This is a genomic window from Buttiauxella sp. WJP83, assembly GCF_027594725.1.
In the GTDB taxonomy this organism is placed as follows: Bacteria; Pseudomonadota; Gammaproteobacteria; order Enterobacterales; family Enterobacteriaceae; genus Buttiauxella; species Buttiauxella selenatireducens.
Genome location: NZ_CP110080.1, coordinates 4,041,861 through 4,054,454, shown reverse-complemented (window position 1 = coordinate 4,054,454; position 12,594 = coordinate 4,041,861). Strand labels below are relative to the sequence as shown.

The 12,594-nt window shown below is 49.5% G+C and carries 16 protein-coding genes; 3 read left to right on the top strand and 13 right to left on the bottom strand.

What is annotated here, in order from left to right; translation table 11 throughout:
- Nucleotide 1 precedes the first annotated feature (1 nt).
- Nucleotides 2–1,309, top strand: a complete 1,308-nt coding sequence (locus tag OH773_RS18705) for an L-cysteine desulfidase family protein (protein ID WP_270140865.1) — start codon at nucleotides 2–4, stop codon at nucleotides 1,307–1,309.
- A gap of 12 nt (nucleotides 1,310–1,321) precedes the next feature.
- Here OH773_RS18705 and OH773_RS18700 read toward each other — a convergent pair whose 3' ends face one another.
- Together OH773_RS18700 and OH773_RS18695 are read right to left on the bottom strand one after the other, a co-directional pair.
- On the bottom strand, nucleotides 1,322–1,504 hold the full coding sequence (locus tag OH773_RS18700) for a hypothetical protein (RefSeq protein WP_442865621.1): 183 nt from the start codon (nucleotides 1,502–1,504) through the stop codon (nucleotides 1,322–1,324).
- A gap of 33 nt (nucleotides 1,505–1,537) precedes the next feature.
- On the bottom strand, nucleotides 1,538–2,239 hold the full coding sequence (locus OH773_RS18695; RefSeq protein ID WP_270140863.1) for a pirin family protein: 702 nt from the start codon (nucleotides 2,237–2,239) through the stop codon (nucleotides 1,538–1,540).
- Between the two features lie 106 nt (nucleotides 2,240–2,345).
- Between OH773_RS18695 and OH773_RS18690 the strand changes: the two genes are divergently transcribed.
- Nucleotides 2,346–3,236 carry a LysR family transcriptional regulator gene (locus tag OH773_RS18690; protein ID WP_183272646.1) on the top strand — a complete coding sequence of 297 codons (891 nt, stop codon included), beginning with the start codon at nucleotides 2,346–2,348 and terminating at the stop codon, nucleotides 3,234–3,236.
- Between the two features lie 47 nt (nucleotides 3,237–3,283).
- Here OH773_RS18690 and OH773_RS18685 read toward each other — a convergent pair whose 3' ends face one another.
- From OH773_RS18685 to OH773_RS18635, 11 genes are all read right to left on the bottom strand, one after another.
- Nucleotides 3,284–3,667, bottom strand: a complete 384-nt coding sequence (locus OH773_RS18685) for a DUF805 domain-containing protein (protein ID WP_270140860.1) — start codon at nucleotides 3,665–3,667, stop codon at nucleotides 3,284–3,286.
- A gap of 86 nt (nucleotides 3,668–3,753) precedes the next feature.
- Complete coding sequence (locus OH773_RS18680; RefSeq protein WP_270140856.1) at nucleotides 3,754–4,746, bottom strand: glutathione S-transferase family protein; 993 nt, start codon at nucleotides 4,744–4,746, stop codon at nucleotides 3,754–3,756.
- An 81-nt stretch (nucleotides 4,747–4,827) separates the two neighbouring features.
- Complete coding sequence (locus OH773_RS18675; protein WP_183272649.1) at nucleotides 4,828–5,220, bottom strand: DoxX family protein; 393 nt, start codon at nucleotides 5,218–5,220, stop codon at nucleotides 4,828–4,830.
- 293 nt (nucleotides 5,221–5,513) lie between these two features.
- Nucleotides 5,514–5,804: a YqjK-like family protein gene (locus OH773_RS18670; protein ID WP_270140853.1), complete on the bottom strand. Its 291-nt coding sequence runs from the start codon at nucleotides 5,802–5,804 to the stop codon at nucleotides 5,514–5,516.
- 2 nt (nucleotides 5,805–5,806) lie between these two features.
- Nucleotides 5,807–6,199, bottom strand: a complete 393-nt coding sequence (locus OH773_RS18665) for a phage holin family protein (protein WP_270140851.1) — start codon at nucleotides 6,197–6,199, stop codon at nucleotides 5,807–5,809.
- Between the two features lie 2 nt (nucleotides 6,200–6,201).
- The gene (locus OH773_RS18660) at nucleotides 6,202–6,507 is read right to left on the bottom strand and encodes a DUF883 family protein (RefSeq protein ID WP_270140849.1); all 306 of its coding nucleotides are present in this window, start codon (nucleotides 6,505–6,507) and stop codon (nucleotides 6,202–6,204) included.
- 49 nt (nucleotides 6,508–6,556) lie between these two features.
- Nucleotides 6,557–6,925, bottom strand: coding sequence for a DUF1090 domain-containing protein (locus OH773_RS18655; protein ID WP_270140846.1), 369 nt, complete (start codon nucleotides 6,923–6,925; stop codon nucleotides 6,557–6,559).
- 168 nt (nucleotides 6,926–7,093) lie between these two features.
- Nucleotides 7,094–7,471: an EnvZ/OmpR regulon moderator MzrA gene (gene mzrA, locus OH773_RS18650; RefSeq protein WP_270140844.1), complete on the bottom strand. Its 378-nt coding sequence runs from the start codon at nucleotides 7,469–7,471 to the stop codon at nucleotides 7,094–7,096.
- An 11-nt stretch (nucleotides 7,472–7,482) separates the two neighbouring features.
- Nucleotides 7,483–8,145 carry a DedA family general envelope maintenance protein YqjA gene (gene yqjA / locus OH773_RS18645; RefSeq protein ID WP_183272654.1) on the bottom strand — a complete coding sequence of 221 codons (663 nt, stop codon included), beginning with the start codon at nucleotides 8,143–8,145 and terminating at the stop codon, nucleotides 7,483–7,485.
- 336 nt (nucleotides 8,146–8,481) lie between these two features.
- Nucleotides 8,482–9,258, bottom strand: coding sequence for a transcriptional regulator ExuR (gene exuR, locus OH773_RS18640; RefSeq protein ID WP_270140841.1), 777 nt, complete (start codon nucleotides 9,256–9,258; stop codon nucleotides 8,482–8,484).
- A 126-nt stretch (nucleotides 9,259–9,384) separates the two neighbouring features.
- Nucleotides 9,385–10,680, bottom strand: coding sequence for an MFS transporter (locus tag OH773_RS18635; RefSeq protein WP_270140839.1), 1,296 nt, complete (start codon nucleotides 10,678–10,680; stop codon nucleotides 9,385–9,387).
- Nucleotides 10,681–11,171: 491 nt separating this feature from the next.
- Between OH773_RS18635 and uxaC the strand changes: the two genes are divergently transcribed.
- Nucleotides 11,172–12,581, top strand: coding sequence for a glucuronate isomerase (gene uxaC, locus OH773_RS18630; RefSeq protein WP_270140837.1), 1,410 nt, complete (start codon nucleotides 11,172–11,174; stop codon nucleotides 12,579–12,581).
- Nucleotides 12,582–12,594 lie beyond the last annotated feature (13 nt).

Genomic DNA, 12,594 nt, shown 5'->3' with positions numbered 1-12,594 from the left:
AATGGCAAATTCAGAAATGAATCCCGCATGGGCTGAGTTAATCCGCGCGGTAAAACAAAATGTGAAGCCAGCGGTAGGGTGTACCGAACCTGTTTCACTGGCGTTGGCAAGCGCACTGGCAGCCTCACATTTGGCTGGGAGAGTGACGCGAATTGAGGCCAGAGTTTCACCGAATCTGATGAAAAATGGTATGGGCGTTACCGTGCCGGGAACGGGGATGGTGGGTTTGCCCATTGCCGCTGCGGTAGGAGCATTGGGTGGTGATCCAAATGCCGGTTTGGAAGTGCTTAAAGGCGCGCCGGTAGAGGCCATTGCCGCCGGAAAATTGCTGCTGGCAAGTGGCAAAGTGAAGGTGACGATTCAGGAACCTTGTGAAGAAATTCTCTACACCAGCGTGACTGTCTATACCGCAGATGCGTCAGCCAGGGTGATTATTTCTGGTGCGCACACGAGAGTGGCTCGTATCGAAAAGGATGGCGTGGTGTTGTTCGATGCGAAAGGAGCCGCAAACCCCGCTGAGAATGCGCAAGCATGCCATATGGAGCGATTTACCCTGTCTCAGCTTGTTGAATTTGCGCAAGCCGTTCCTTTTGAAGACATTGGTTTTATCCTTGATGCGGCGTTGCTCAACGGTGAACTGTCACGGGAAGGACTGCGGGCGCAATATGGTTTGCATATTGGTTCGACACTCCAGCGTCAGCAAGATCGAGGCTTAATGGCTAAGGATCTGTTAACTGACATTATGATCCGGACTGCGGCGGCGTCTGATGCGCGCATGGGAGGCGCTTGTCTTCCTGCAATGAGTAATTCAGGTTCGGGTAATCAGGGTATTACGGCGACGATGCCTGTTGTCGTGGTGGCTGAGCACTTGGGTTGCGATAGCGAGCAGTTGGCACGTGCGCTGATGCTTTCCCATTTGACCGCCATCTACATTCACCATCAGCTACCGTCGTTATCTGCATTGTGTGCGGCAACCACGGCAGCGATGGGCGCGGCGGCAGGGATAACCTGGTTAATTGATGGGAGTTATCAGAGCATCTCAATGGCAATAAGCAACATGATTGGTGATGTCAGCGGGATGATTTGCGATGGCGCATCAAACAGTTGTGCGATGAAAGTGTCGACCAGCGCGGCTTCTGCCTGGAAATCGGTGTTGATGGCGCTGGACAACTCTTCAGTCTCGGGTAATGAAGGGATTGTCGCGAATGATGTGGAGCAGTCGATCCGCAATCTGTGTGCACTGGCAAGCCAGTCAATGCAGCACACAGACCGTCAGATTATTTCGATCATGGCAAGTAAAGTCAGTTGATAAAACGGGATGCTACAAGCTGGCTTCTTCTTCTGCTAACCGTGCATCCGCGTCGATAACAATGGCTTCCAGTTCGTTCAACATTTCGTCGTAACTGAGTTCTGATTCAGCGGTTGCCGTGACAATGGCAACCGCTGCCACAGGCGATGGCGTTGCTTTTTTTGCGCTCTTCCGGGTAGCCAGTTTTTTGCTCACTGATAACTCCTGTTGGTCTAACGTTGGCACTGGTCAGACCGGTAAATCTATCAGCAATGCGCGCAATGGGGTATCTGCAACCAGCGTAATGTTAGCCTCATCACGAATAAAAGCGCCGTCACCACAGGTAAGCCCTTCTTTTTCTTCGGTAGAAGTCACCGCATGAACCGTGCCATGAATTGACTGCAAATACGCACGTGGGCCATGTAACTGGAAACTTAACTGCTGACCTTTCTCGAGTTCAATCTGGTGAATCCACACCTGCTGGCGTAATTGCAGGCTCTCCTGGCTGCCATCAGGTGAGGCCAGTAATTGCTGTGGCTGGTTTGCCAGCGTGATTTTTTGCACCAGTGCATTTTCACGTTCCGGGCATGCATCAAGCCACAGTTGCATGCGTGTCAGTGAATTTTCTTTACTGAGATTATGCTCGCTATAGCTAAGCCCTGGTTGGGTGGAAAGCAGCAGAGCTTCACCCGCTTTAGCCTGAACGTGGTTACCTTCGCTGTCGCGGTATTCCGCTTCGCCTTCCAGAATCAAATTAAGAATATCGACCTTTGGATAGGTACGTGGCTGGAATGACGCGCCTGGTGCTAACACTTCCTGATTGAGTACGCGCAACGAAGCATAGCCCAGCAATTTCGGGTCGAAATAGTGACCGAATGAAAAGGTATAGCGGGCCTGGAGCCATCCATAGTCTGCTTTTCCGCATTGTTTGGCAGTTCTTGGCGTAATCATAATTTCTTGACCTCTTTTTACACTATGCCCATGGTAAAACTCTGGACGCTGCATTGTTAGCCAGTTAATCTGCTGGGTATGTTCAAATTTCCTGAATGAGAACCCCATGGCTAAAGAGAGAGCATTGACGCTGGAAGCATTGCGGGTAATGGATGCAATTGACAGGCGTGGGAGTTTCGCCGCTGCTGCTGATGAGCTGGGGCGTGTGCCGTCGGCACTGAGTTACACCATGCAGAAGCTTGAAGAAGAATTGGATGTTGTGTTGTTTGACCGGTCTGGTCATCGCACTAAATTTACCAATGTCGGGCGTATGTTGCTGGAGCGTGGGCGTGTTTTGCTCGAAGCGGCTGACAAACTGACTACCGATGCCGAAGCGCTGGCACGGGGTTGGGAAACCCATCTGACTATCGTGACTGAAGCCCTGGTGCCGGCGACTAAATTATATCCCCTGGTGGAGAAGCTTGCGGATAAAGCGGATACCCAGTTGTCGATTATTACCGAGGTATTGGCGGGTTCTTGGGAGCGTCTGGAGCAGGGGCAAGCTGATATTGTCATTGCCCCCGATCTGCATTTCCGTTCATCTTCGGAAATCAACTCGCGCAAACTCTACAAAGTGATGAGCGTTTATGTTGCGGCACCTGACCACCCGATCCATAACGAACCGGAACCGCTTTCGGAAGTGACTCGCGTTAAGTATCGTGGAATTGCAGTGGCAGATACCGCACGTGAACGCCCAGTGTTGACGGTGCGATTACTGGAGAAACAGCCGCGTCTGACGGTGAGTAGCATGGAAGATAAGCGTCAGGCACTGTTGGCAGGGCTTGGTGTGGCGACCATGCCTTATCCCTTCGTGGAACAGGATATTGCCGAAGGGCGTTTACGCGTCGTGAGCCCTGAGTACACCAACGAAATTGACATTATTATGGCGTGGCGACGCGATAGCATGGGCGAGGCGAAAGCCTGGTGCCTGCGTGAGATACCTAAATTATTGAAATAATATATTATTGTAGGGCGGGTTAGCGCTGCGCCACCCGCCACAATTTGTTACTCGCTGACCAGTCGTGCATCCATTTCTTTTGGATCACGCCCAAACCTGTTTTCGCCCGGCGTGCCGTTCTGGCAGTTAAACACCAGAATAATCAGCCAACCGACTACCGGAATTAACAGCAGTAAAAGCCACCAGGCTGAACGATCGGTATCGTGCAAGCGCCGGAACTGTACGGCCCAGTAAGGCAAGATGACGAGCACACCGTAAATGGTGGTGAGCGCACCTTCATCCCCCGCAATACGCAGGCCTAACATCTTATCCAGAATGCTCAATACCCCTGTCAGAACCAGGTTTACAAGGATGAACATCCAGTATTCTTTGCGGCGTGCACGCCCACTAAAGCCAACGTAATTTCTTAATACTTTGAAATACCAATCCATTTGTAGCCCGCCTTGATTTTCTATCAATCTATTTCAAGAATAGCCGTGAATGAATTTTGCGTAAATCATAGCGTGAATGAAATTTATCAACCTTTGTTAAACCGCTCATCGCGACCATGTGGCTCATTTAAATCTTGCGCCGGCCCAATGGAGATAATACCCGTCGGGTTAATGGTTTTATGGCTACGGTAATAGTGATTGCGTATATGGGCGAAATCGACGGTTTCTGCAACGCCCTGCATCTGATAAATATCCCGCAGGAATCCGTACACATTCAGGTAATCGCTAATGCGGTGTTTATCGCATTTAAAGTGAGTGACATAGACCGGGTCGAAACGTACCAGTGTTGTCCACAGGCGAATATCGGCTTCAGTAAATTGGTCGCCGGTTAAATAGCGGTGCTGCCCCAGGATTTGCTCCACGCGTGCCAGTGATTCAAACACTTTTGTCACTGCTTCATCATAAGCTTCTTGCGAGGTGGCGAAACCGGCCTTATACACGCCGTTATTAATCGTGTCGTAAATCCAGGTATTCAGCTCATCAATTTTACTGCGTAACGGTGGCGGATAATAATCACCAGCGCGAGCCCCTTTGGCATCAAACGCGGTATTGAGCATACGAATAATTTCTGCGGATTCGTTACTGACGATAGTCTGGGTTTTCTTATCCCATAAAACCGGAACGGTGACGCGGCCAGTGTAGTTTGGGTCGGCTTGCAGATAGAGTTGATAGAGATATTCGTGTTGGTATAAGCCATCGCCGGTCGCGTTCGGGAAATCGTCATCGAACGTCCAGCCATCCTGCAACATCAGCGGGTTTACCACCGAAACCGTGATAAAAGATTCGAGGCCTTTTAAGGCTCGCATGATTAAGGTGCGATGCGCCCACGGACAGGCGAGGGAAACATAGAGATGGTAACGATCTTTCTCCGCGGCGAAGCCACCTTTGCCGTTCGGGCCGGGTTCGCCATCGGCAGTCAGCCAGTTGCGAAACTGTGATTCAGAACGTTTGAAGTTGCCACCGGTTGATTTGGTGTCGTACCAGACATCATGCCAGACGCCATCAATAAGCTGTCCCATGTTTCTTACCTCTTCATAGACCTTAAAAACAAAAAAAGCGAAGGGGTTAACCTTCGCTTTTATTCAATTCAGTATAGAGCCTTACCAGTTTTTCTTCAGCAGGCGGTCGATGCTGTATGCGCCCGGCCCGAAGATTGCCAGTAACAGGTAACCACCGGCGATGGTGAAGTTTTTCATAAACATGGTGGAGTTCATGCCTTCAGCAAAGTTACCGTGGAACAGGAACGCTGTCAGGATGGTAAACACCGCAGTAATAATCGCTGTGGTACGAGTGAAAAAGCCGAACAGAATTGCCAGACCGCCGCCAAACTCAAGCAGAATAGTCAGTGGCAACAAGAAACCTGGGACGCCCATCGCTTCCATGTATTGTTGAGTGCCAGCGTAACCATTAATTTTGCCCCAGCCTGCAACGATGAACAGAATCGGCATCAGAACACGAGCTAACAGTACACCTGCATCATCTAATTTTTTCATTTTACTCTCCAGCGAATCTCTTGTGGGTGCTATCAGCCCAACGATGTTTGTCTTTGCAATTTCCGGCAGTTACCGTTGATTGCGGTTGATGTGGAGGATAATAGACGTGACGTTAAAGGATTGTTAGCAAGGATTATTGTCGATGTTCTTCAATAATACTGAATACCCATGTCTTTCGAGCTGCAGGCGCGTTAGCTGCTCTCGTTCACCCGAATCACTTACTTGTGTAAGCTCATCGGGATTCGCTCGTTGGCCGCCTTCCTGCAACTCGAAATCCGTTGGGTATAGGTACGTTAATGTGACTGTTGTTGAATTGTGTTGCGGATCAAGCGCCATGCGCTCCAGGCTCCAAAGCCGCGTCTGGCCCAACGCATCAGAAAACTTGGGTGGCGCACCGTCCAGATAGCCATAACGCTGCTGGCAATCAAAGCATAACTACGCAAGCTTAATAACGTGTTCCAGCCGCGGTCGTAAGCATCAGTCGCCTCAAGCCAGTTACGGCTTCCAGCGCTTAAGTCCAGCCGTTGTTGCTGAATCTGGCTGAGTAGAAGTGCTTTGCGCTGATCAAGTTCACGTTTGCTCATGTTTAGTCATCTTCCAGCAATGCACGGTCATTTTCCAGCTCGCGGCGGGTATGACGAAGCAGCGTGGACTGGCGAGATTTACGCAGCGTCCAGATGCCGCCGATTAACGCCAGTGCCAGTAAAACGACAGTCGTTGCGATCATGGCATTCAGACGGTACTGCGGTTCGACGGCCCAGAAAACCAGCACCACCAGGCTCATTAACCCGAATGCTGCAAACAGCATGGTTAACCCGAGCATGAGCAGCAGCTGAACAAGATGAGCTTTCTCCTCTTCAAGCTCAACCACCGCAAGGCGTAAGCGCGTTTCCACCATCCCAACAATGATAGTGACGAGGCGTTGGCCTATACCGAGGACGCTTTTACCCGGCCCTTGTGTTTGACGGGATTCAGGCATAATTAACGACGAGTCAGCAAAACACCGAGCACGACGCCAATCGCCGCACCAATGCCCACGCCGGTCCACGGATTTTCACGGACATAATCGTCAGCTTTGGCAGCCGCTTCACGTGTTTGTTTAGCAATCACATCGCTGGTATCACCCAGACGTACGCGGCTTTCTTTCAATGCTTTTTCCGCTTTACCACGCAGTCTTTCGAGTTCGGATTTAGACTTGTCCGTCGATGCACTCAGCACTTCTTCCAGGGTATCTGCCAGGGATTTCAACTCAGCGCGCAAGTGTTCTGATGTAGTATCTTTTGACATAATTTTCTCCAGGTCTTTGAAGTTTGGCGGTAACTTTTATTGAAGGAATTTAGTAATCACGAGCCTGTAAAGTTTTGAGCTCATGCTCAGCTTCGGAGAGCTTCTGTTCACGCTTAGAAATTTTATCAGCGTCGCCTTTTGCTCGAGCTTCTTTAAGGTCTGCTTTGCGTTCGGTGATCTCAGCTTTTTGCTCGTTGATTTTCTTCTGATGAGCCGCGCGTAAACTGCTGTCGGTACAATTGGCGCGGACTTCTTTCAACGCTTTGTTAAGCCCATCAACACGACTTTGATTATGATGCTTCTCCGCATAGCCAATTTCACGCTGGATATCCTGCTCTTTTTCACTACATAGCGAGCTTGCTTGCGCTAAAGAGGTCATAGATAACAAAGCGATAGCCAATACGGTACGAGTGTTCATGATAAAAACCTTCCATTGTGATGTACGTTTAGCCATGAGGTTAAGCACACATAAAGTCCAGAAATACGGCGAAAAGGGTGAGGTTTAACAATATAAGTAAGACCAAGCATAGTCAGAAATTGAGTAAAAACCCAATCCCTATTAACAAATTAGGATTTCAGGAAAAGATTAACCGATGCGAATATTTTCGTTGAGCACGCGCGTCAGCCAGCTACTGGCGTTGTCTTCTTCTTCTTGTTGGGCGATGACGTAACCGTGTGGCAGGGTTCTGTACAACACGACTTTTGCGGCTTCACTTTGCGCACTTGATTCAAACTTGATCAATAAAGAATTGTTTTCAGGGGTAATGCTTTTGAAGCGAATCCCGTTGGCATCAAGATGATGCCAGACAAAAAAGCCATCAGGCATGCTGATACCTTGTTGGCTGGAGCGGATTTCCAATGTAGATTCAGTGCGTTGCATTCCTGACCATATCAATATGGCGGCGATAGCAACAACACCGATCAGCGTCGTGGCCCGCAGGCCACGAAAAAAGTGTGTTTTCATCGTTATCCCTCTTAACTGCGGCTACCGTATTTTTTACGCCAAAGCACAATCAACGAACCGATCAGGCCGAATACCAGCAACACGACGGGTAACAGCATCAGGCAGGACATCAATGCATCTTCATATTTCAGGAATACAGGCGTTTTGCCGAGCAGATATCCCAACGTGGTCAAAATCAGAACCCATAACAATCCACTCATCCAGTTGAAAAACTGGAAGCGTGCATTATTCAGACCTGATAAACCGGCAATAGTGGGTAGCAGGGTACGAACAAAAGCAATAAAACGGCCAATCAGTAACGCAGACAAGCCATGTTTATGGAATAAGTTGTGCGCGCGTTGATGATAGTGAGCAGGGAGGTGGGAAAGCCAATTCTGCACTATGCGCGTGTTTCCTAGCCAGCGCCCTTGAATATAACTGAGCCAACATCCGAGGCTTGCGGCGGTGGTTAACAGGATGACGGTTTCTGGAAAACCCATTGCCCCTTTGGCAATCAGGACACCGACCAAAACCAACAAACTGTCACCAGGCAAGAAAGCTGCTGGAAGCAGGCCATTTTCAAGGAATAAAATCATGAATAATACGAAGTAAAGCATGCCAATCATTCCTGGATTGGCGAGCGTTTCAAAATCCTGGTTCCATAGTGCGTTCAATAATTGCGTGAAAAGTTCCATTCAGTGTTCCTGGTACATCGGTTATGACCGCTGATCAAAGTCAGATTGGTGAAGCACGGCATTATTTGTGTTGTTTTAATGTGCTGTTGCCGATTGCAACCCACCGCTTATTACCCAAACAGGCTACAGTTCCGTTTTAACGTGTTCCGGTAGGTGAAAAATAAAGCTTACACCGACGGTGAAAATGCATCTAATTGTAACAAAGCTCTGCGTGAGGCGTCACAGTATTTGTGCTTTGCCGAGGATTGATTTTGATGACTCGCTGAGGTGCTGGCGAGGGTATTTACAAACGCTGACACTATTGGTTGGTTTGCTTACCCTCGCGCGGGGAAATAACTATTTTTGTCCGTTTGCCGCAGTATCGAGATGAATTACCGGATTATCAGCAAATAAGTAGCGATCAGCGTTAAATTCGAAGTCATCACTGGTCGCATCAAATAACATTTGCTTGGTGTTTTCGAGGTGTTGCCACATCGCCAGTTTAGCGGCATGCGGGTCTTTACGAATCAATGCTTTAAGGATCTGGTCGTGATCGTCACACCAGTTGTCAGCGGTGCGCTTATCAATATGCTCATGCAATTTCTTCCAGTATGGATTGTGGATACGTTGGCTCCACATTTTTTCCACGATGGCGGCGAGGGCGCTATTTTGCGACGCAAGAGCTACCTGAGTGTGGAAATGAAGGTCCCATTCTGAATCCTTGAAATTGTGCTCATTACGCGCCATTTCCTGAATTTCCATGAGCTTGACGATATCTTGCTTGGTGACTTGAGTCGCCGCAAATTCAGCGATATTGCTCTCAATCAGTTGGCGAGCTTGCAGCAGCTCAAACGGACCAAAATTGGCGAATTCAAACTGTTCATCTGGAAGCGTGGTGTATTTCGCCTGATTGGCAATGACATGGATGCCGGAGCCTTTGCGTACTTCGACGTATCCTTCGACTTCCAGCATGATAATGGCTTCACGAACCACAGTGCGGCTGACGTTCTTTTCTTCAGCAATAAAGCGCTCGGCCGGGAGTTTTTCACCCACCAAATAAACACCGTTTTCAATGCGTTGTTTAAGCTCAGCAGCCAATTGCTGATAAAGACGACGTGGTTCCATAATATCCATCTGTAGCTCCGGGAAAGATCCTGCGGTTAACCTTATTTGTTATACCACTTTTCAAAGTTAGGCTCCATATTCCAGATACATAAAAGCCGCCAAAAAGGCGGCTTTTAATGCTAACTGAAACGTTGATTAAGCTAACGCTTGCTTCGGTTTTTGCTGGTCATTTAACTCACTGATGGGTTTGTTTTGCAGCACGGTCCAGATAACAATCGCGCCGAGGATATCAAACACCGCCAGAGCAGCAAACAGTGGGCTGAAGCCAATGGTATCTGCCAACGCACCGACCACCAGAGCAAACATGGTGCTTGCAGTCCAGGCTGCCATACCGGTCAGGCCATTCGCTGTTGCCACTTCGTTACGACCAAACACGTCAGAAGAGAGTGTAATCAGTGCGCCAGACAGTGACTGGTGCGCAAAGCCACCAATACACAGCAGAGCGATTGCAACGTACGGGCTGGTGAACAGACCGATGGTACCTGGAGCAATCATCAGGATTGCACCCATGGTCACCACCATTTTGCGAGAAACAATCAGGTTTACGCCGAATACGCGTTGGAACAGCGGTGGCAGGTAGCCGCCGACGATACAGCCTAGGTCAGCAAACAGCATTGGCATCCAGGCAAACATCGCAATGTGTTTCAGGTCAAAGCCGTACACTTTAAACATGAACAATGGGATCCAGGCGTTGAAAGTACCCCATGCAGGTTCTGCCAGGAAACGTGGCAGAGCAATCCCCCAGAACTGACGGTTCTGCACGATTTTCCAGGCGCTCATTTTTTTGCTGTTGTTGGTCTGGTGTTGAGCTTCCTGACCGCCAATGATGTACTCACGTTCTTCATCAGACAGTTTTTTCTGGTCGCGTGGGTGTTTGTAGAAAACCAACCATGCCATTGCCCAGGCAAAGCTCAGCACACCTGAGATGATGAATGCCATCTGCCAGCTGTGCATCACAATCGCCCATACCACTAATGGAGGAGCGATCATGCCGCCGATTGAAGAACCTACGTTGAAGTAACCCACTGCGATTGAACGCTCTTTAGCCGGGAACCACTCGCTACTGGCTTTCAGGCCAGCAGGGATCATGGCGGCTTCAGCAGCACCAACGGCACCACGCGCGATAGCCAGGCCACCCCAGCTTCCCGCGAGTGCAGTTGCACCACAGAAAATTGCCCATGCGACAGCGAAGAAGGCGTAGCCAACTTTAGTACCCAGTACATCCAGCACGTAACCAGCAACAGGCTGCATAATGGTATAGGCAGCCGAATAGGCTGCGATAATGTAGGAATATTGCTGAGTGGAAATGTGCAGCTCTTCCATCAGGGTTGGAGCAGCTGCTGCAATTGTATTACGTGTCAGATAACCCAGTATGGTGCCCATGGTAACCAGGGCAATCATGTACCAGCGCAAGCCTTTAATCTTTCGCATTTTGAATTTCATCCCGTCTTATAGACAACCGCACGTTGTGTGGTTGCACGTCCGGCATTGCTGCCAGAGCGCGTGTTCTGTTTGAGGGTTCATATCCGGGGGTGTCACCCGGTACGACCCCGTACCTTGCCATAAAAAATAAAGTCTCAGTGGCAACTTCGGTTTCCGTACCGCGATGCGCTGTTCGTGAAGCCAGCGTCTGATGTAATTCCATTACTTTTGTATTGCGACGGCAGAAAGATAACTTGTCATACAGCTTTAAAAGTTGAGTGATATCACAAAAGTGTCGATCTGCTCACTCCAAGGTAGTAGGGCCTTGTAGGCCAGAAGTGGCGCGGGATATAGGTTATTTTTAAACAGAATATTAACAATGAAAGTGTGGTTTTTGTGACGAATGCCTCAAAAATCCACTCGGCCTCTGGAAATTGGTGTGATAACTTTATTTGCATTATGCGCAAGCATCGAACTGCTATGAACAGAGGAACCCTACAATGGCCCAGTTTATGACTGAAGATTTTTTGCTGGATACCGAATTTGCTCGCCGTTTGTATCATGAGTTTGCAGCCGATCAGCCAATTTTTGACTATCACTGCCACTTACCACCACAGCAAGTTGCCGAAGATTACCGCTTTAAAAACCTGTATGACATCTGGTTAAAAGGCGATCACTATAAGTGGCGCGGTATGCGTGCAAACGGTGTGGAAGAGCGTCTTTGTACGGGTGACGCGACTGACCGCGAGAAATTCGATGCCTGGGCTGCAACGGTTCCTCACACTATCGGTAACCCTCTTTACCACTGGACTCACCTCGAACTGCGTCGTCCGTTCGGCATCACCGGCAAACTGCTGTCCCCAACCACTGCTGATGAAATCTGGAACGAATGTAATGAGTTACTGACCCAGGATAGCTTCTCTGCGCGTGGCATCATGAAGCAGATGAATGTGAAAATGGTCGGTACGACTGACGATCCTATCGACGACCTGCGTTTCCACCGCCAAATCGCGCTCGACGCTTTTGAAACCAAAGTGCTGCCAAGCTGGCGCCCGGATAAAGCGTTCAATATCGAACAAGAGACCTTTGCTGAGTACATGGGCAAGCTGGCCGAAGTGTCTGATACCGACATCCGTCGTTTCAGCGATCTGCAAACCGCACTGAGCAAGCGTCTGGATCACTTCGCAGCACATGGCTGTAAAGTTTCTGACCACGCATTAGACGTGGTGCTGTTTGCCGAAGCAGACGAAGCGACTCTGGATGGCATTCTGGCTCGTCGTCTTTCAGGTGTTGCCCCAACCGAGCATGAAGTTGCCCAGTTCAAAACAGCGGTTCTGGTGTGGCTGGCTGCAGAATACACCCGTCGTGGTTGGGTTCAGCAGTATCACATTGGTGCGCTGCGCAATAACAACCTGCGTCAGTTCAAACTGCTGGGGCCAGATGTGGGCTTTGACTCCATCAACGACCGTCCAATGGCTGAAGAACTTTCTCGCCTGCTCAGTAAGCAGAACGAAAACAACGAACTGCCAAAAACCATTCTTTACTGCCTGAACCCGCGCGATAACGAAGTGCTGGGCACCATGATCGGCAACTTCCAGGGCGAAGGGATGCCAGGAAAAATGCAGTTTGGTTCCGGTTGGTGGTTCAACGATCAGAAAGATGGCATGGAGCGTCAAATGACGCAGCTGGCGCAATTGGGTCTGCTGAGTCGTTTCGTCGGTATGCTGACGGATAGCCGTAGCTTCCTGTCATATACCCGCCATGAATATTTCCGCCGCATCCTGTGCCAGATGATTGGCCGTTGGGTTGAAGCGGGCGAAGCGCCAGCTGATATCCAGTTGCTGGGCAAAATGGTGGAAAACATCTGCTTTAACAATGCCCGAGACTACTTTGGCATTGAACTGAACTAATCAGGCTCTGAGG